Source organism: Venatorbacter sp. C2-1 (genome assembly GCF_022832715.1).
Classification (GTDB): domain Bacteria; phylum Pseudomonadota; class Gammaproteobacteria; order Pseudomonadales; family Oceanobacteraceae; genus Venatoribacter; species Venatoribacter alkanivorans.
Genome location: NZ_CP094879.1, coordinates 3,252,677 through 3,271,729, shown reverse-complemented (window position 1 = coordinate 3,271,729; position 19,053 = coordinate 3,252,677). Strand labels below are relative to the sequence as shown.

Below are 19,053 nucleotides of genomic sequence, written 5' to 3'. Positions count from 1 at the left end.
AGAAACGTATGGCAGATGTAACAGTTAAAGAACTCGCCGACGTGGTAGGGACAAGCGTTGAGCGCTTATTGTCCCAAATGAAAGAAGCGGGGTTGCCACAAACCGCAGCCAGTCAGTCTGTTTCTGATGATCAGAAACAGTCTTTGCTGCTTTTTCTGAAGAAAAGCCATGGTGAAGCAGCGGCAACGCCGAACAAAATTACGCTGAAGCGTAAAGTCACCACGACCCTGAAAACGGGTCAGGGTGGCAAGAAAGCCGTCGCCATTGAAGTTCGTAAAAAACGCACGTATGTAAAACGCGAAGAGCTGGATCTGGAAGCTGAAAAAGCGAAAGAAGAAGCTGCACGTGTTGAAGCCGCCGCTCAGGTTGCTGCAGAAGCTCCTGCCGCTCCGGTTGCAGAAGAAGCTCCGGCAGCCGTTGTTGCTGAGGCCCCTGCCGCAGCAGAAGCGCCGGCCGCAGACGCTGCTGTTGCTGAAAAGCCAGCCGCTAATGCCAAGCCTGCCGCTAAGGCCAAGCCTGCGACCGTCGAAGAAGACGCAGCACAGAAACGTGCTGAAGCTGAAGCTGCTCAGGCTCGTCAGGAAGAAAACCGTAAAAAGTCGAATAAAACCGTCGACAAAAAACGTGTTGATCTGCGTGAAAACAGCCGCTTCACCGATGGTGGTGAAGACGACCGCAACCGTTCACGTCGTGGCGGCAAAGGCAAGATGAAAGGTGGCCGTGGCCGTCAGCAGTCTGCCAATGAGCACGCGTTTACCCGTCCTACCGCGCCTGTTGTTCACGAAGTTGAACTGCCGGAAGCCATTACCGTTGCCGATCTGGCATCGAAAATGGCGGTTAAAGCCGGGGAAGTGATCAAGACCCTGATGAAAATGGGCGTTATGGCGACCATTAACCAGATTCTGGATCAGGACACAGCCACCCTGGTGGTTGAAGAAATGGGTCACAAAGTGACCAAGCTGATTGCCGATAACGCGCTGGAAGTGGCCGTTACCGAATCCGTTTCTTACGAAGGTGATGAACAGCCACGTGCACCGGTGGTTACCGTAATGGGTCACGTTGACCATGGTAAAACCTCGCTGCTCGACTATATCCGTCGTACCCGCGTGGTATCCGGTGAGGCCGGTGGTATCACTCAGCACATCGGTGCTTACCACGTAGAAACCGATCACGGCATGGTGTCCTTCCTGGATACTCCGGGACACGCCGCGTTTACTTCGATGCGTGCCCGTGGTGCTCAATCTACCGACGTTGTCATCCTGGTGGTGGCTGCGGACGATGGTGTGATGCCGCAAACCGAAGAAGCCATCCAGCACGCGAAAGCCGCTGATGTGCCGATCGTGGTTGCCATCAACAAAATGGATAAAGAAGCCGCCGACCCTGAGCGTGTGAAGAGCGAACTGTCCGCCCGTGACGTACTGCCGGAAGACTGGGGCGGTACCGTTCCGTTTATCCCGGTATCTGCGCACACCGGTCAGGGTATTGATGATCTGCTTGAAGCGGTTCTGCTGCAGGCTGAAATTCTGGAGCTTAAAGCGCACTTCACCGGTCCTGGTCAGGGCGTTGTGGTTGAGTCCCGTCTGGATAAAGGACGTGGTCCGGTTGCAACCCTGCTGGTACAGAACGGCACGCTGAAAAAAGGCGACATCGTTCTGGCGGGTACCTGTTACGGTCGCGCCCGTGCACTGCTGGATGAAAATGGTCAGCAGGTGAACGATGCTGGTCCGTCCATTCCGGTTGAGATTCTCGGCCTGAACGGTACACCGGAAGCCGGTGACAACTTCATGGTTGTTGAAAGCGAGAAGAAAGCCCGTGAAGTGGCTGAATTCCGTGAAAACAAAATGAAAGAACTGGTACAGCAGCGTCAGCAGGCAGCCAAACTGGATGCTCTGTTCAGCGGTATGGGTGAAGGTCAGGTTGCTAACCTCAACGTGGTTGTTAAAACCGACGTGCGTGGTTCGCTGGAAGCCATTGTGGCCTCCCTGCAGAAACTGGCGACCGACGAAGTACGCGTAAACGTCGTATCTTCCGGTGTTGGTGGTATCACCGAAACTGACGCGACCCTGGCGGTTGCCTCCGGTGCGGTTATGTTCGGCTTCAACGTTCGTGCGGATAACGCAGCGAAGAAAGTGGTCGAGAATAACGGCGTGGATATGCGCTACTACAGCGTGATTTACGATCTGCTGGACGACGTTAAACAGGCCATGGCTGGTCTGCTGGCGCCGGAACTGCGTGAAGAAATCACCGGTATTGCTGAAGTCCGTGATGTCTTCAACTCACCGAAATTCGGCCAGATTGCCGGCTGTATGGTGATTGATGGTGTTGTCTACCGTCACAAGAAGATTCGCGTACTGCGCGACAACGTTGTGGTCTATGAAGGCGAGCTGGAATCCCTGCGCCGCTTCAAAGATGACGTTGCCGAAGTACGTCAGGGTATGGAATGTGGTATCGGTGTGAAGAACTATCAGGACGTCCGTCCGGGCGACCAGATCGAAGTGTTCGATGTACGTGAAATTGCCCGTACACTCTGATCTGCACCAGCACCTGTAACGGGCCTCCGGGCCCCGACAGCAAAGCCCGGCTCCGTGTCGGGCTTTGCTGTCTCTGACAGACCAGCGCCAGAGCTGTACACATGCCTGACGCTGGGTAACAGAGGATTTAAATATGCCAAAAGATTACAGCCGTACCTCGCGCCTGGGTGAACAGATTCAGCGCGACCTGGCTCATATGATTCAGTTTGAGATGAAAGACCCGCGTCTGGGTATGGTCACACTGAACTACGTAAAAGTTGCCAAAGACCTGGGCTATGCCGACATCTACTTCACTGTGATGGGCGCCAAAGGCGAAACCGATGCCGAAATCCGCAAACAGACTTCAGCCATTCTGAACGATGCGGCCGGTTACCTGCGTAACGAGCTGGCGCGTATCATGCGCACCCGCATTACGCCGCACCTGCGTTTTCATTACGATGAGAGCATGGACCGTGGTCACCACCTGACCGGCCTGATCAAGAAAGCGCTGGAAGAAGATAAAGCCCATCATCAGGATGATGCCGACTCATCTGACAATCAGGGCTGATACATGGCGCGTGGAAAAAAAGGCCGTGCGGTCAGCGGCATTCTGGTGGTCAATAAGCCGCTGGGACTGTCTTCCAATCAGGTGCTGCAACGGGTGAAATTCCTGTTCGGCGCCCAGAAAGCCGGGCATACCGGCGCGCTGGACCCGCTGGCAACCGGCGTACTGCCGATCTGCCTGGGCGAGGCCACCAAGTTTTCACAGCTGTTGCTGGAGTCTGACAAAGGCTACGACACCACCGCGCTGCTGGGCGAAATCCGCTCCAGTGGTGACGGCGAAGGCGAGGTGATTGCGACCGCCGAAGTGCCGCTGCTGACCCATGCTGAAGTGGAAGCGGTGCTCGATCGCTTCCGTGGCGCTGTCGAGCAGGTGCCGCCGATGTTTTCAGCGCTGAAGCTCGATGGCAAGCCGCTGTATGAGCTGGCGCGTCAGGGTATGAGTGAAGAAGATATCCGTGCGGTCGCTGAGAAAAAGCGCCGTATCATCACCATCTATGAACTGCTGCTGCGCGAGCAGCGCGCCACCGAGCTGGATCTGTCGGTGCGCTGCTCGAAAGGCACCTATATCCGCACACTGGTGGAAGATATCGGTCAGGCGATTGGTTGCGGTGCTTATGTCAGTAAGCTGCACCGTACTCTCTGCGGGCCTTACCACGCCGGGCAGATGGTCACGCTGGAGCAGGTGCAGGAAGCGGCCGAGCAGGGGCATGACGCACTGGATGCGTTACTGCTGCCGACCGAAACCGCTTTGCCCGACTGGCCGGAAGTGGCTCTGACACTGGCGGAAGCGGATAAAATCCTGCATGGACAGCCAGTCAGTACTGGCCTGCCCGCCAGTCCTTCTGTACAATTGTGGGCCGTTGAATCAGGCGTCCGGCAATTGCTTGGCATTGGCCGCATTGAAGAAGGCAAGGTAAAACCACAGCGTTTGCTGCAGGTAACTCTGCACTAACCGGAAGTTTTGCTTCAACCGTCGCCATCAGGCGGCACGCATCTCACTGTTAATGTGCACGGTGACGATGATCATATAATCCCGGACTTCTACAGATGTCCGCGCACATTCATGGAGTAAGTAAAGATGGCATTAACTGCTGCTACTAAAGCTGAGATTGTAAAAGAGTATCAAACTGCTGAAGGCGATACCGGTTCTCCTGAAGTTCAGGTTGCACTGCTGACCCACAACATCGTTGGTCTGCAGAGCCACTTCAAAGAACACGGTAAAGATCACCACTCACGTCGTGGTCTGATCCGCATGGTTAACCAGCGTCGTAAGCTGCTGGACTACCTGAAGCGTAAAGATGCTGCCCGTTACACCGCATTGATCGGTCGTCTGGGTCTGCGTCGCTAAGATCTCAAGCTTGCAGCAAAAGCCCTACGGGGCTTTTGTTGTATCTGGCCAGTCAGGCTATTCTGTTCTGCTTCTGCGGAATAACAACTACCTGCCAAGCTGTGGTGCCAACCCCACTATTCACAGGAATGTGGTGGTGCTTCTAAATATTGGCTTTGCACACGCATCGTTCTGCTCCGGCAAGACAGCGTCTGTCAGAGCAGAGTTAATATTTAGAAGTACCGGCAGTCAGCAGGTTTATCGGTAAATTTAAGGAAATACGAATACATGAGCACAAAACCTGTTGCTAAGACCAAAACCTTTCAATTCGGTAACGACACCATCACCCTGGAAACCGGCCGTGTAGCCCGTCAGGCCGATGGCGCAGTACTGGCAACCATGGGTAAAACCCAGGTGCTGGCCACTGTTGTTGCTGCCAAAAGCACTAAACCAGGCCAGGATTTCTTCCCGCTGTCTGTTCACTATCAGGAAAAAATGTACGCCGCCGGCCGTATTCCTGGTGGCTTCCTGAAGCGCGAAAGCCGCCCTTCAGAAAAAGAAACCCTGACTTCCCGTCTGATTGACCGTCCTATTCGTCCGCTGTTTCCGGAAGGTTTCATGAACGAAGTTCAGGTTATCCTGACCGTTATGTCTTCTGAAAAAGAAGTGGACCCGGATATCTGCGCCATGATCGCCACCTCTGCTGCTCTGGCAGTATCCGGTGTGCCGTTCAATGGTCCTATCGGTGGCGCCCGCGTTGGCTTCACTGAAGAAGACGGCTACATGCTGAACCCAACCCAGACCCAGATGCAGGATTCCCTGCTGGACATGGTTGTGGCCGGTACCAAAGACGCTGTGCTGATGGTTGAATCCGAAGCTCAGGAACTGACCGAAGACGAAATGCTGGGTGCCGTATTGTTCGCCCACACCGGCTTCCAGTCTGCCATCACCGCCATCAACGAGTGGGTTGAAGAGCTGGGTGTACAGAAGTGGGACTGGACTGCAGAAGCCAAAAACACCGCGCTGTACGAAGCGGTTAAAGCCGAAGCGGCCGCTGGTATCGGTGAGGCTTACACCATCTCCGACAAAATGGCCCGTTACGCCCGTCTGGACGAAGTGAAAAAAGCCGCCGTTGAAAAACTGGCTGCTGGTGAAGGCGAAGAAGGTTTCTCCGCTGACGAAATCGCTGAAATGGTTGGCGAGCTGAAGTATGAAGTAGTGCGTAACCGCGTGATCGAAGGCCAGCCGCGTATCGACGGTCGTGATAACGACACCGTGCGCCCGCTGACCATTGAAACCGGTGTGCTGAAAACCACTCACGGTTCAGCCATCTTCACCCGTGGTGAGACTCAGGCCATCGTTGTCACCACTCTGGGTTCAACCCGTGATGCGCAGATGATCGACTTCCTGCACGGTGCCAAAGACGATCCGTTCCTGTTCCAGTACAACTTCCCTCCATACTCTGTGGGTGAAGCTGGCCGTCTGGGCGCTCCTGGCCGTCGTGAAATCGGTCATGGCCGTTTAGCCCGTCGTGGTATCCAGGCGATGATGCCAAGCCATGATGAATTCCCGTACACCATTCGTGTGGTATCGGAAATCACTGAATCTAATGGTTCTTCTTCCATGGCTTCTGTGTGTGGTGCTTCCCTGTCTCTGATGGACGCCGGTGTACCGATCAAGGCGCCGGTTGCCGGTATCGCTATGGGTCTGATCAAGGAGGGCGACAAGTTTGCCGTTCTGACCGATATCCTGGGTGACGAAGATCACCTCGGCGATATGGACTTTAAAGTGGCCGGTACTGACGAAGGTATCACTGCTCTGCAGATGGATATCAAGATCGAAGGTATCACTGAAGAAATCATGGAAATCGCTCTGGAGAAGGCCAAAGCTGCGCGCTTTACCATCCTTGAGCAGATGAACACCGTGATTGCTGAGCCACGTAAAGAACTGGCGGAAAATGCTCCGACCATGTCTACCATGAAGATCCCGTCTGACAAGATCCGTGACGTGATTGGTAAAGGTGGCGCGACCATCCGTGATATCACCGAGAAGACCGGTGCTTCTATCGACATCAACGACAACGGCGAAATCAAGATCTTCGCTGCTGGCAAAGAAGCGTCTGATGCTGCCCGTCAGATGATCGAAGCCATCACTGCTGAAATCGAAGTAGGTACCACCTACACCGGTAAAGTAAGCAAGATCGTTGATTTCGGTGCCTTTATTACCGTTCTGCCTGGTAAAGATGGTCTGCTGCATATCTCCCAGATCAGCGAAGATCGCGTAGAGAACGTGTCTGACTTCCTGACCGAAGGTCAGATCGTGAACGTACACGTTGCCGACGTTGATCCTAAAGGCCGTATCAAGCTGACCATGAAAGGTATTGAGCAGCCTGCTTAATTCTTTCTGAGTTAAAAAAAAACCGCCCCGGTGCAAGCCGCGGCGGTTTTTTTTGTGGACATTTATCCGTAGATATAACTGTTTTCTATTTATGTTCTGTCACGATTTCTTCAATAGCACTTATATTTTATGAAATAAGTAGCAATTTCGTGGTCTGGATTTGCTCAAAAGGAAGTCTGTTTATTAGTATGTGAGTTTGCACATATCAGTGTGTCTGGCAGGAACTTCTCATAGGACAGTGGAAATGATTAAACCAGTTACTTTTATCTCATCTTGTATTCTGATTGCTTCGCTTACTGCTTGTGGTGGTGGTTCAGGAAGCAGTTCAGGAGGAAATGATATTCCGACTTATAAGGGAAAGTCTGGAGCAGCAGTTCTGAGTGACAGCAACAAAGCTGATTTTGCTTCGGGTTCCGCAGAGGTTGTTGCATTAGCTATTACCTCTGATGAATCTCAAGATGCAGTAGGCAACCTACCACGAGGCATTACCATTGCTTCTGATAAACCAGAGCAGGCTCTGTGGGCGCAGCAGGCCATTGACACAGTCATGGATCAGATAGGACAAATTCCGACAGGTGTGGCAATCGATGAATCTCAGGTTGATTCTGTCAGTTGTGGAGGATCGGCATCGTTTTCTGGCACTGAAAAGAATTCTACAATTAAGTACTCAAACTACTGCCTCAATCTCGACGGCGGAGAAATTGTGTTCAATGGTACAGTCAGCGTTAGCATTAGTACTAATGCTAACCTGCAAACCATTACGATGAAATACACAAACTTCAGCATGAGTACTGATGATGAAACGAGCGTGTTGAATGGGACGCAGGTTACTACCATTAACACTGGTACCTTTGTCATTACAGAAAGCAGCTGGAATTATACTCTTACGGTAAATGGTATTAGCAGTAGCTGGGCTGGTAGACTGGTATGCACGTCTATAGATAACTGTGAATATCTGGGTCAGTTTTCTGGCTCTGATGGAACTATCTACCAAACAGGTAGCCTGTCGGTTTCAGATGATGGTAGTGGTTATGATGTAACAGCAAACTTTTATCATCCAGACTACGGCTATGTGTCATTAAATGCCGAAGACATAACCCTGTGTGATGATGGCAACATTGCTTCAGGTGTTATTACACTGACTGATGAAAATGAGCAGGCTCTGACTGTAACTTTCAGTGGTTGTGGTATTGATGCAACAATCGAGTTCTCCGGTGTTGCTGAGGCTTTGGAAGTTCAGAATTAACCGCTTTATGCCAAGCTATTGTTATATAAAAAACTCCGGATACCGCTTCGCGGTATCCGGTTTTTTATGTGTATTCCTTATTGCCTCTCCTCAGCTGCTGTCTGCCCACGAAGTTTATTTCCAGGCAGGTACCAGCCGCTGGTTTTATCAGGAATTTTCGCAGGATGGCTCTGAGCTGGATCGGGAGCAGGGTTATCTTCCTGCATTTGAAATCCGGGCAGATCTGAATATATCTGCCCGGTATTCTGTGCTGCTGGAATATGGGCAGCAGCAGGGGGAATTGTCATATATCGGTTATACCCAAACCGGTCAGCCTCACACGACAAAAACCGATGAGGCTCGTCAGCGTTACCGGCTTGGCGGGCAATGGTCTTCAGAACAGGGATTGCAAGCCTCGCTGGCCTGGCAGCAGCATGACTGGCAGCGGCGTATTCAGCCCCATAATACCGTTTCGGGTTTGAACGAATATTACCGCTGGTCCGGGCCGGTTGCTCAGCTCGGTTACCGCTGGGCTTTATCGCGCGGTGAACTTGCTTTGGCTACGGAAGCCGGATATTGGCAGGATAGTGAGCTGATAGTTGATTTGCGGAATTCAGGGTTTGGTCGCCCGGCTCTTGTACTGCCTGCCGGCTATGAGTATGGGTTATTACTGAGTTATCGTTTTGCTTTGAATGAGATCAGCTTTATACAGCTGGGTCACAGTCAGCGGTATCGTTACTTTCCCCGTAGCAAGGCCACAAAACAGAGTAATGGCCTGAACATCATCAGCCTGCACGAGCCGGAAACGCAGAGTCATGAGCAGGAATACTGGCTGGGTCTGGGTTGGCGTTTCTGAATAATAAAATTATTTTCTGAGCCGAAGCCGGCCAGTTATATTCAATATCATTCCTTTTTTATCTTAAGCACTAATGCTTTAGATTCCGTAAAGAATATACGTTGCTCTGTGTTTCAGTCGTTTAATTACCAATCAGAATCTAAGCCATATTTCTGATATTTATAGACTGAAAATCCGCTCACTGACCCGGATAGATAATGTTCATTGTCATTGTCTTTAAATGATCAATCGCTCCATCCTTTTGGAGGATGTTAGGGGAGCGATATTGGTGTATTTCTAAAGCCCCGTGGTTACCTCTTTATGGTTTTTACCGTAAAGGATTACAAATGGAGCTGTAAATGAAATATATCCTGCCAGGAATACTGACTGTACTTTTCTTTATTAATCCGGTTATCGCGTCGGCTAATGCCAGTGACGCACGGATGGTCGCATTTTTTCCTGTTGAATCTGAAGTCTGTCCTACTGGTTGGAGTGAATATAAACCAGCCAAAGGCTATCTGATTCGTGGCACCGACAATACAAAACTGATCGGAACCCGCAAAGGTGATGCTATTGCTGACGCCAAAGCCCCCCTTCATCGTCATAAAATACAGGCTGATCTCCCTCTGGCAAGAGAAGGGCTGGGTTTAATCAGTGGTCCCCACGCGAGGGTAGACAACAGTAGCGTTAATGTTAATGGCTGGAGTGATACCTCTGACGGTGCGATGCCCTATATCCAGTACCTTATTTGTCAGGAAGACGTTCCCAAAGCCGGAGAACCATCGCAGAGTATTTTCCTCCCGCGCAACACCGTGCAGTGGTTTACCGGTGGTTCTTGTCCTACAGGCTGGGCACTGTATGAACCTTTGATTGGCAATAAAGGACGTACTGCGTTGCCCTTGCCAAGGGATGCAGTGGCAACCAGTGTTGCTGCTGTGGTTGATGAAGACCCGAACTGGGTTAACCATGCGCATAAATTATTTTTTAATATGCCGGGTAAAGAAAACAACATCAGCCTTGAAGTTAACCACACGGATGATCCTTATTTTTTAAACCCCTTTCATAAAACCGATGTGGCCAAGTCATCTCTGCGGGAAATTGAGCGCCTGAGCGATGATGCGGTCCGCACCGATGTTCCCGCAAAATCGTTTGAAATTCTGATGCCCTATGTCTATCTGCGTCCCTGTCATAAAGAAAGCAATACCGTTAATGTGGCTGAACTTCCGGCCGGTATGGGAGTATTTTCAAAGAGCTTTTCCTGCCCAACGGGACTATACAATGTCGCGTCTTCCGCCGGTCGTTTTCTTGTCGGATTGCCTGAGCAAAAGCCGGGTTCAGAAAAACCTCTAAGTGGCACAGCATTCGGAGCTGAGCCATTAAAGTCAGAAGGAAAGCCGGAGCATTTCCACCGAGTTGATATTCCTGTTTCCCTGAATACCTGGGATATGGATACCTCGACTTTTCTGCCCTACAAAGATCATTTGAAGGGACTGAGCAAAGGCTCTTCGAAAGTAGAAGGAAAGACCGAATACGCGTCGATGATTTTCTCTTATGTACAGCTTAAGTTTTGCAAGGTTCAGGAATAAACGGATATTACCCACATAATCAGGGCCTGTTGCAGCAGGCCCCTGCAAGGAGCCAAGCCTATGAATCCCGCACATTCAGTTTATAAATTACCGCTATCTATTAATGCCAGCGTCGATACCATGATGGAGCATCTTGCTATCAAGCGGACTCCGGTAGCTGCCGACTCGCGTAATAAGCTTATTGCTATTCACCGTTCTCAGGATAATGACATTCGCCATAAAACCGATCTTATCGGTGTACGCCAGCAGCCTCATCCGGATTTAAAAAATGCCACTCAGACTATTCTGATGCATTACTTTGAAGATGATACCAGCGCCTCAGGCTGGTCACATGAAGAAACTCCGCTGGAAGACGTTTATGATCCGGGCAGTAAAGAAAAGCTGCTCAGCGGTGTGCGTGAGCTGAGCGGTTTTCATCAGAATGGCATTACCTATTTATTTGTTCAGTATCAGTCACCGTCATCGCAGAACAGCTACAGCGTTAAAATCCTCTGGTCAGTTATGGAGAATGGTCGGCCCGTCTGGCAGGAAAAAAAATGGGATCACAGAGGAGATGATGCACGTTCCGTACTGTCCTCGGTTCGTCAGCTGTCCATTCATCGCCGCAATGACGGACAGCACATTCTGTACGGAGTTACCCGCGGATTTGGCGATCCGGAGTTAGCGCGCGGAGAAGAAGAATTCTTCATGATTATTCCGCGGAAACCGGCTGATCTGTCGGCAATCACTCATCAGGATATTGCCTTTGATACCCTGCACGACAGCGATCATGAAATTCCGAATTGGGATGGTATTGAAAATGCCAGTATCTATCAGCTGGCAACACCATTGGACGGTGAAGCTGATCGTGATGAAAACCGCTACACATTGCTGCGGTTGCGTAACGGGAAAATTGAATTCCACACTACCAGAGTATTACCTGTCAGCCGCTTTTATGCGCAGCCACGTTTAAGTTTTGACCGTGGTTCTGTACTGGTTGACAGTCAGGGTGTCGATTTATCTTCAGCCCGAATTTTTTCTGTTCCTGCCGGACCTGAGGATGCCCTGCTGGTTCATCAGCCTTCTGGTGATCTGGGGATTCTGGAAAACATTCACTCAGCCCAACCGGGTTATCGTTCGCTTCTGCAGGAGGCAGGCCCCGCTGACATTGACCGCTTAAGTATCGGTGTCGTAGGGCATCCGGGGAGCACTGATGCCAGCCTTGCCATTTTTGCGACACCGGCAGGTCAGAATACGCTGTGGCTGTTACGTCTGGATGCCCATGCGTCTCAGAGCTCCTGGGTATGTCTGGGTGATCAGGTCAGCGACATTGCCTGTCCGAGAATTATGCCTGACGGTGCGGAGCTGTTTCAGGTTTCGCCGCAGGCCGGAAAAATAGAGTTCAAGCGTCAGCATCCCCAGACTTACAGCTGGACGACCAATGAGCTTGCGGTAGCAACCTCCGATTTAGCAGGAGTAACCCCGATAAATGCGCACGTCGTTGATATTGAGGTTACAGATGCGAACTTTATTCCCTGTCCACACCGGGAAATTACATTAACCAGCGATACCCCTTGTCTGCTGTATATCGATGGTGTGACCTATCGCGTGGGACCAAGACTGCCGTTAACTCTTACCAGTAATGGTTATGGTCGTATCCGCGGCGTTATTCCGGCTGATGGTTTAAAAGCGCCGGTATTTACAGTGAATACGGCGGATGCTGCGGCCATCAGGGTTTATCCTAATGGCCGTCTCAGTGAACGCCTTGCCGGTAATGCCAAAGGCTTTAATGTCAGTAAAAGTATCGCCGAGCTTGCTCCGGCGGAGCATCGCACGGCAGTTAATCAACTGATTAAGAGCTATGGTGATGCAGCCAGTAAATCGAAGCGGGGAGTGAACTGTGACGGAACGCTGCGGAAACAGTATCGGCTCAGCTCGCAGGGGAATGGTTTGTTTGTCGATGAAACCTCAGCCGGAAATACACTGAGCGCCGTACCGCTGGAAGGGTTTGCCGGAGATATACTGAATCATATCCGCCAGGGATTTAATGATATTAAGCAAATGGTGGTTCGGGTTTTTGATGCCAGTGTTGAATTCCTGATTCAGACCGGTAATGAAATCCTGAAATTTACCAACAGTGTGTTTGACAGCATCGTAGATGGTTTTGAAGCTCTGGCAGACTTTCTCTCAGAGGTGTTCGAAAAACTGGGCGACGTGGTAAAGGATATAGGGAAAAAAATCCTTGATGCCGTCAGTTTTGTTTTTGGTGGCAAAGACGTCTTTGCTGCCAACGATGCTTTACAAAGTACTATCAAATCCGGATTTATGACAACTTCTTCCAATCTTGTGAAGCTTGGGACGAGGATGAACTCGGAGTATCAAAGGCATATTGATATTATTGATGAACACCTTGATTCATTGATCGATCAGTCGCAAAAAGCAAAAAATGTACGCTCAGCAAGTGCTGAGCAGGGGATGTCTTTTGGCGGGGTTGATATTCCTGCACCTTCAGCTCTGGTTAAAACCAACAGAGCGGGTAGTGACATTATGGGCGGAAATCAGGGTAAGTTTGATGAAGCGAGTCCTGATGTCAGTGCAGAGAAAACTGAAGCGGATGTAATCAATAATTTACTGAAGAAACTCCGCTCAAACTATGAAAAAGATGTGGCTGGAGTGATTCGTGATATCGGCGATAAACTCAGCTCGGACAGCTCGTTTCTTGAAAAGCTGAGTTCCATGCCACTGGAGATTATCCGGTTATTAAAAGGTGTTATAAAAACGATCGCTAAGCTTGCAGGAGACGTTCTTGAAGCGGCTGTTAAACTGATTGATATTCTTCTTTCCCGTTTGTTTGAAGCATTTGAAAGTAAAATTGATATCCCCGTTCTGAATACGCTGGTCCAGCTTTGGTCTGGCGATAATGAACGGAAGCTTTCTTACTTTGACATTATTACCTTACCATTTGCTTTTATCGGTACTGCTATCTGGAAAATTGTTTCAGGAAAAGCAATTGTGACATCCGAAATGAACGAGGAATATATACCGTGGGTCGATAACCTTCCTGCTGTAATGGATTTTTCTTCAGTCGGGGGACCCAGGAAGAAAGTTAAACACAGATCGCTTGGTGCTGCCGCTGTTTCTGATGAATCCACAGATCCTTCGGACAGTTTTAAGAATATCTATGGTTTTCTGGAGATAATGGCCGCACTGACTATTATTGCTGCACTTGCCGGTATTCTGGTTGGAATGACGGCCCAGCCTGTTGCAACGGTTGCAGAGATTACCACCACAAGTTCCGGTCCGGCAGGAGTCGTTGTTATGATTATGACACTGATACCGGTATTGCTCGTTCTTACACAGAAAATTGTTACGCTGTTTTATGAAATATATGAGGGAATACGTATTCCATCTGGCGAGTCTTTAAATGCGGATGAGAAGGCTAAAAATACTGGTCTGGTAATATTGATATTTGCCATTATCGCCGTTGCAATGCTGATCGCTATTATCGGTGTTGTCGTCAAAATAATACTCAAAATACCAGGCTACGTTGTGAATACGATACTGAATGTATTATCGATTATCGCCGGTGTTGGCTTGCTGGGATACGCTGTCTATAACATCGTCGAGCATGCGATTTCCCATGGTAACAATGGCAACGATGAGCATTTGTGGGGAATTGGCCTTGAAGCTGCTTCGGGGGTTGGCAGCCTGATTTCTGTCGCGGCAACGATCTGTGTGATCATTGCCAGTAATCTGATAAAAGGTGAGGTTATTTCCGGAGCTGTTATGACGGCAGTGGCGGTTGGTCTGCAAACGACCTCAACCATTATTTCAAAAGGAGCAACCATTATAGAGGGCGGGCGTACAGCTGAGGCTCTGGCTAAGGGCAGGCCTAAGTCAGAAAACTGAGTTCTTTGCGGGGCTCAGCTCAGGCCTGAATATCAATAAAGCGACCGCGACGGGATGTGCCGTCGCTTGCTGAGGTATTCAGGAATGCCTGTATTTCGGGGCGCTGCGGATCACTGACCAGACTGCGTGTGCTGATGCCGGGACTCTCGCTGTACTCGTCACGCACAGGCAGATATTCCGCTGTGGCTGTAGTTGTTGCTGTAGTTGTTGCGGTTGTTATTGCTGCTGCTTCAGCGGCAGGGTTAGGCGGATTGCTGTCAGCCTGAGTGCGGGAACGCTGACTGTCATCCCGGCTGTTAATTCTTGCTGTCTTTTCAACAGCCTCCGCTGCCAGACTGTCCGGCTTTTTCGCCAGGGCAGGTGCAGAAGTGCCAGAAGCCTTCAGCGGACTGACAGGGCTGCTGTTATAGCCAGTTAAGCCGGATGAAGGCAGGATGTTCATGCAGGAAATCTCACAGATTCTGAGCGCGTAAGAGCTACTATAGCGGCAGATTTATGCAGCGTCAGATGTGTGGCTGATTTAATCGGCGGAATATCCTGTCACGATCCCCTGTGAGCGTAGCGCTACCGGATCGTGACAAAAATATGCCGGATTATCACCTTATAAAAGCGTCATTAACCCGTTCTTTTATCGCCTCAGGCGGTTTCATCCGGCAGGCAGAACTCACCTTTCATATAGGCAAAGCAACGTCCGGCAATCAGCACCCGATCGTGTTCCAGCTGTAGCATGGCATCTCCGCCACGGGCTGAGCACTGCCAGCCGTTGAGCTGGGTTTTGCCCAGCTTTTCGCTCCAGTAAGGGGTCAGTGTACAGAACGAGGAACCGGTTACCGGATCTTCATCCAGACCCTGACGCGGAGCAAAGAAGCGGCTGACAAAATCATAGCCTTCGCTGTCACTGCGGGCGGTTACCATGACGGCAAAGGTTTCTAACTGGCTGAGCAGTGCCTGGTTGGGGCGGCAGTTGCGCAGAGCCTGCTCACTTTCCAGCTCAACCAACATATCGCGGGCATTACAGATGGCGACCACCTTCTGACCAAGGGCTTGTTCCAGCTGTTGCTGCAGCAGCGGATTGTTAATCATCTCTCCCGGGCGCGCCGGAAAATCCAGCTGTAGCACAGTATTGTCGCCGCCATTACTGCGCAGTGCGCGCACGGTCAGATTGCCGGCTTCCTGAGTCGAGAATGGGATAATCTCGCGCAAATCCTGCAGTTCATTACGGATAACCCAGGCGGCCGCCAGTGTCGCATGTCCACAAAGATCCACTTCTGTCGTCGGAGTGAACCAGCGGATATGGTAAATACCGTCGCTGTTTTTAACGAAGAACGCGGTTTCAGACAGATTGTTTTCGGCCGCAATGGCCTGCATCTGCTCCTCATTCAGCCACTCTTCCAGCGGTACGATGGCGGCAGGGTTGCCACTGAAACCGTTAACAGATTGGCGGATAAAGGCATCAATTTTGTAAACAGAATAACGCATGGAGGCTTACCGGCGATGAGTGTATTACCGATAGTAACAGGCGTATCAGCGATATGGGAGAGACAAGTTGCTATAAAATAATGGCAAGCAGCCGGTTTTCCCGGCTGCTTTATCAGGGATTAATCCAGCAAGGCAATATCCAGATATTCAGGTACTTCCACCTCCCAGTTAAACTCGTCTTTTAAATGCCGGCGCATGGCGTCGGCGGCACAGCTTTCACCGTGGGTAATAAAGACTTTGCGTGGTTTGCCGGGCATTTTCTTCAGCCAGTCCGATATTTCCACATAATCCCCATGGCTGGATAAAGCCTGGAGGTTGGCTATCTCAGCCTGAACCTGACAGTACTGGCCATGAATTTTAATATGGTCCGCCCCCTTGGTCAGACTGTCGCCACGGGTACCGGCTGCCTGATAACCAAGAAACAGAATACTGTTACGCGGATCAGATACCAGAGCCTTCAGATGGTGAAGAACACGCCCACCGCTGGCCATACCGCTGGCGGAAATAATAATGGCCGGTGTTTTCTTTTCCACCAGAGCGATGGATTCTTCGGTGGTTTTTACATAGATGGTCATATCATCCATACGGCTGCAGTCGTCTTCTGTCAGCTTGTGCAGATCGTGATGGCTGAAGAAAATAGAGGTCGCACGGATTGCCATCGGGCTGTTCAGATACACCGGCAATGATGGAATACGTTGCTGATCACGCAGGCGCTGCAGGTAATGTAAAACCAGCTGTGCACGACCCACGGCAAAAGCCGGCATTAATACAATACCGCCGCGCTTATAGGTGCGGTTAATTACATCGGCAATGGCTTCCTCGGCATCAATTTCTTCGTGGCGGCGGTCGCCATAGGTTGATTCCACCACCAGATAATCGGTTGCCGGAAGTGGCTGTGGCGGATACATAATGGCATCGTTACTGCGGCCGACATCACCGGTAAAGGTAATGCTTTTTCCCTGAAATTCCAGACGGATAGAGGTCGCGCCAAGAATATGTCCGGCGGGAATAAACTGTGCGGTCATACCGCCGGGAAGAGTCAGGGTTTCTCCCTGAGGAACATCTTTAAATTGCTTCAGAACTTTGCGTGCGTCTTCTTCGGTGTAAAGCGGTTCTGCCGGATCATGCTTTGAAAATTTCTTTTTGTTGGCATAACGCGCATCTTCTTCCTGCAGAAAACCGGCATCCGGAAGCAGTACTTTGCAAAGTGCATGAGTAGCTTCGGATGAATAAACCGGGCCGTGAAAACCGCGCTTCATCAATGCCGGTAAAAAACCGGAGTGATCGATATGAGCATGGGTAAGTAATACGGCATCAACCTGGTCGGCCGGAAAAGGCAGCTCATTCCAGTTACGGCGGCGGACATTTTTTATTCCCTGAAATAAACCGCAGTCGATCAGAATTTTGTAGCGATCATATTTAACCAGATACTTGGAACCGGTAACGGTACCGGTAGCGCCGATAAACTGAACCTGAAACGGACTCTGCATAGGGATATTCCTTGCGGAACACGAGGTCATTCTTTAACAGGCAAGGCACCGCAGTGACGGTTTTTTACCCACGAATTTCTCAGTGTTTCCTTTATCATGAGTGAAGTGAAAAATCATTCTGGCAGATACAACGAAGCATGGGAAACGCTGTCAGAGCAATCGTTGATTTACCGCAAGGTGATGGGCTGCGCACGGGCCTACACTGCATACTGCTAAATAGGGTGTATTTATGGATACTCAGCTCGACTTCTTACATCTGCGACGGCTCGGAATTAACACGCATCAGGAGCCGGTGGTTTATATGCGTCAGGATTGTCAGGTGGCAATTTCAGAGGGATTTTATGCGCATAGCCGGGTAGAAGTGCACTGTGGCGAACAGAGCGTTATCGCCACTCTGGTTCTGGTGTGCAGCGATTTATTATCCCACGAAGAAGCCGGCCTGTCGGAAGCCGCATGGCACCGGCTGGATTGCCCTGCCGATGGCGTGCCAGCGCGCTTTCATCATGCCCGTCCGGTCGAGTCCATGTCTTTTGTACGTGGGAAGCTCTACGGCCAGCGCTTCAATGACGAGTCTGCAAAAGCCATTATCGAAGATATCAAAGCCGGCCACTACAGCGATATTCAGCTGTCAGCCTTTGTTACCGCCTGCGCCGGCGACCGCCTTGACCTTGATGAAACCATTGCCATTACCCGCGCAATGGTTGGCAGTGGCCAGCGCTTTGACTGGTCATCCGACAAAGTGATGGATAAACATTGCGTGGGCGGTCTGCCAGGTAACCGTACCACGCCGATTGTAGTCGCCATTGTGGCTGCCAATGGGCTGCTGATGCCAAAAACCTCCAGCCGTGCCATTACTTCACCGGCAGGAACCGCCGACACCATGGAGAGCATGACCACGGTAGCGATGAGCTTCGGGCATATGCGTGAAGTGGTTGAGCAGGAAGGTGGCTGTCTGGCATGGGGCGGTTCGGTCAGCCTCAGCCCGACCGACGATATTGTTATCCGCGTAGAGCGGGCACTGGATCTCGACAGCGAAGGCCAGCTGGTGGCTTCAGTCATTTCCAAGAAAGTCGCAGCGGGTTCCAGACAGGTGCTGATCGACATTCCTGTTGGCCCAACCGCCAAGGTGCGTTCGCAATCCATGGCGCAGACCTTGAAGCAATTGCTGGAAAAAACCGGCGCGGCACTGGGACTGGATGTGCGCACGGTTATTACCGACGGTAATCAGCCTATTGGTCGTGGTATAGGTCCTGCGCTGGAAGCGCGGGATATTCTGCAGGTGCTGCGCAATGACGGCCATGCACCGCAGGACCTGCGGGAAAAATCCCTGCAACTGGCCGGTATTCTGCTGGAAATGGGCGAAAAAGCCGCTGCCGGTCAGGGTTATGCTCTGGCGCAACGCACGCTGCTGGATGGCAGCGCGATGAAAAAGTTCGAAGCCATCTGTATGGCGCAGGGCGGTTTCAGCGAACCACCGGTCGCCGAATTTACCCATTGTATCCGCGCCCCGCACAGCGGTGTGGTTGCCTACTTCAATAACCGCTTTATTGCCCGTCTGGCATCCCTTGCCGGAGCACCGAATGCCAAGGCCGCTGGTATTGAATTGCATGTGACGCTGGGTGATGAGGTGGAAGCCGGAGCACCGTTATTTACCCTGCATGCAGAGGCGCCGGGTGAGCTGGCGTATGCGCTGGATTTTCTTGATGGCCATACCGATGTTATCCGCATCGAAGAGCAAATGGTTTAAAAAAA

Annotated in this window: 13 protein-coding genes; 10 read left to right on the top strand and 3 right to left on the bottom strand. The window is 50.9% G+C overall.

Annotated features, from left to right (window positions below):
- Window positions 1-8: 8 nt before the first annotated feature.
- From infB to MT343_RS14600, 9 genes are all read left to right on the top strand, one after another.
- Window positions 9-2,531, top strand: coding sequence for a translation initiation factor IF-2 (gene infB / locus MT343_RS14640; RefSeq protein ID WP_145466099.1), 2,523 nt, complete (start codon window positions 9-11; stop codon window positions 2,529-2,531).
- A gap of 133 nt (window positions 2,532-2,664) precedes the next feature.
- The gene (rbfA, locus tag MT343_RS14635; protein ID WP_145466097.1) at window positions 2,665-3,078 is read left to right on the top strand and encodes a 30S ribosome-binding factor RbfA; all 414 of its coding nucleotides are present in this window, start codon (window positions 2,665-2,667) and stop codon (window positions 3,076-3,078) included.
- Between the two features lie 3 nt (window positions 3,079-3,081).
- Complete coding sequence (gene truB, locus MT343_RS14630; protein ID WP_145466095.1) at window positions 3,082-4,026, top strand: tRNA pseudouridine(55) synthase TruB; 945 nt, start codon at window positions 3,082-3,084, stop codon at window positions 4,024-4,026.
- Between the two features lie 126 nt (window positions 4,027-4,152).
- Complete coding sequence (gene rpsO, locus MT343_RS14625; protein ID WP_145466093.1) at window positions 4,153-4,422, top strand: 30S ribosomal protein S15; 270 nt, start codon at window positions 4,153-4,155, stop codon at window positions 4,420-4,422.
- Between the two features lie 267 nt (window positions 4,423-4,689).
- Window positions 4,690-6,798 carry a polyribonucleotide nucleotidyltransferase gene (pnp, locus tag MT343_RS14620; protein ID WP_145466091.1) on the top strand — a complete coding sequence of 703 codons (2,109 nt, stop codon included), beginning with the start codon at window positions 4,690-4,692 and terminating at the stop codon, window positions 6,796-6,798.
- A 244-nt stretch (window positions 6,799-7,042) separates the two neighbouring features.
- Window positions 7,043-8,044, top strand: a complete 1,002-nt coding sequence (locus tag MT343_RS14615) for a hypothetical protein (RefSeq protein WP_186435740.1) — start codon at window positions 7,043-7,045, stop codon at window positions 8,042-8,044.
- A 7-nt stretch (window positions 8,045-8,051) separates the two neighbouring features.
- Complete coding sequence (locus MT343_RS14610) at window positions 8,052-8,879, top strand: hypothetical protein (protein ID WP_145466087.1); 828 nt, start codon at window positions 8,052-8,054, stop codon at window positions 8,877-8,879.
- A gap of 338 nt (window positions 8,880-9,217) precedes the next feature.
- Entirely contained in the window at window positions 9,218-10,444 is a 1,227-nt protein-coding gene (locus MT343_RS14605) for a hypothetical protein (RefSeq protein WP_145466085.1), read from the top strand.
- A 60-nt stretch (window positions 10,445-10,504) separates the two neighbouring features.
- Window positions 10,505-14,332 carry a hypothetical protein gene (locus tag MT343_RS14600; RefSeq protein WP_145466083.1) on the top strand — a complete coding sequence of 1,276 codons (3,828 nt, stop codon included), beginning with the start codon at window positions 10,505-10,507 and terminating at the stop codon, window positions 14,330-14,332.
- Window positions 14,333-14,351: 19 nt separating this feature from the next.
- Here MT343_RS14600 and MT343_RS14595 read toward each other — a convergent pair whose 3' ends face one another.
- From MT343_RS14595 to MT343_RS14585, 3 genes are all read right to left on the bottom strand, one after another.
- Window positions 14,352-14,774: a hypothetical protein gene (locus MT343_RS14595; protein WP_145466081.1), complete on the bottom strand. Its 423-nt coding sequence runs from the start codon at window positions 14,772-14,774 to the stop codon at window positions 14,352-14,354.
- Between the two features lie 194 nt (window positions 14,775-14,968).
- A complete protein-coding gene (locus tag MT343_RS14590) occupies window positions 14,969-15,811 on the bottom strand; it encodes a PhzF family phenazine biosynthesis protein (RefSeq protein ID WP_145466079.1) in 843 nt (280 codons plus the stop codon).
- A gap of 119 nt (window positions 15,812-15,930) precedes the next feature.
- On the bottom strand, window positions 15,931-17,301 hold the full coding sequence (locus MT343_RS14585; protein ID WP_145466078.1) for an MBL fold metallo-hydrolase: 1,371 nt from the start codon (window positions 17,299-17,301) through the stop codon (window positions 15,931-15,933).
- A 229-nt stretch (window positions 17,302-17,530) separates the two neighbouring features.
- Between MT343_RS14585 and MT343_RS14580 the strand changes: the two genes are divergently transcribed.
- The gene (locus tag MT343_RS14580) at window positions 17,531-19,048 is read left to right on the top strand and encodes a thymidine phosphorylase family protein (RefSeq protein WP_145466076.1); all 1,518 of its coding nucleotides are present in this window, start codon (window positions 17,531-17,533) and stop codon (window positions 19,046-19,048) included.
- Window positions 19,049-19,053: the final 5 nt, after the last annotated feature.

Bases quoted from the DNA above. Each gene is read 5' to 3' on its own strand.
- pnp (WP_145466091.1), top strand. From the start codon at position 4,690: ATGAGCACAAAACCTGTTGCTAAGACCAAAACCTTTCAATTCGGTAAC.
- MT343_RS14615 (WP_186435740.1), top strand. From the start codon at position 7,043: ATGATTAAACCAGTTACTTTTATCTCATCTTGTATTCTGATTGCTTCG.
- MT343_RS14585 (WP_145466078.1), bottom strand. From the start codon at position 17,301: ATGCAGAGTCCGTTTCAGGTTCAGTTTATCGGCGCTACCGGTACCGTT.
- truB (WP_145466095.1), top strand. From the start codon at position 3,082: ATGGCGCGTGGAAAAAAAGGCCGTGCGGTCAGCGGCATTCTGGTGGTC.
- MT343_RS14600 (WP_145466083.1), top strand. From the start codon at position 10,505: ATGAATCCCGCACATTCAGTTTATAAATTACCGCTATCTATTAATGCC.
- MT343_RS14610 (WP_145466087.1), top strand. From the start codon at position 8,052: ATGCCAAGCTATTGTTATATAAAAAACTCCGGATACCGCTTCGCGGTA.
- rpsO (WP_145466093.1), top strand. From the start codon at position 4,153: ATGGCATTAACTGCTGCTACTAAAGCTGAGATTGTAAAAGAGTATCAA.
- MT343_RS14590 (WP_145466079.1), bottom strand. From the start codon at position 15,811: ATGCGTTATTCTGTTTACAAAATTGATGCCTTTATCCGCCAATCTGTT.
- MT343_RS14595 (WP_145466081.1), bottom strand. From the start codon at position 14,774: ATGAACATCCTGCCTTCATCCGGCTTAACTGGCTATAACAGCAGCCCT.
- rbfA (WP_145466097.1), top strand. From the start codon at position 2,665: ATGCCAAAAGATTACAGCCGTACCTCGCGCCTGGGTGAACAGATTCAG.
- infB (WP_145466099.1), top strand. From the start codon at position 9: ATGGCAGATGTAACAGTTAAAGAACTCGCCGACGTGGTAGGGACAAGC.
- MT343_RS14605 (WP_145466085.1), top strand. From the start codon at position 9,218: ATGAAATATATCCTGCCAGGAATACTGACTGTACTTTTCTTTATTAAT.
- MT343_RS14580 (WP_145466076.1), top strand. From the start codon at position 17,531: ATGGATACTCAGCTCGACTTCTTACATCTGCGACGGCTCGGAATTAAC.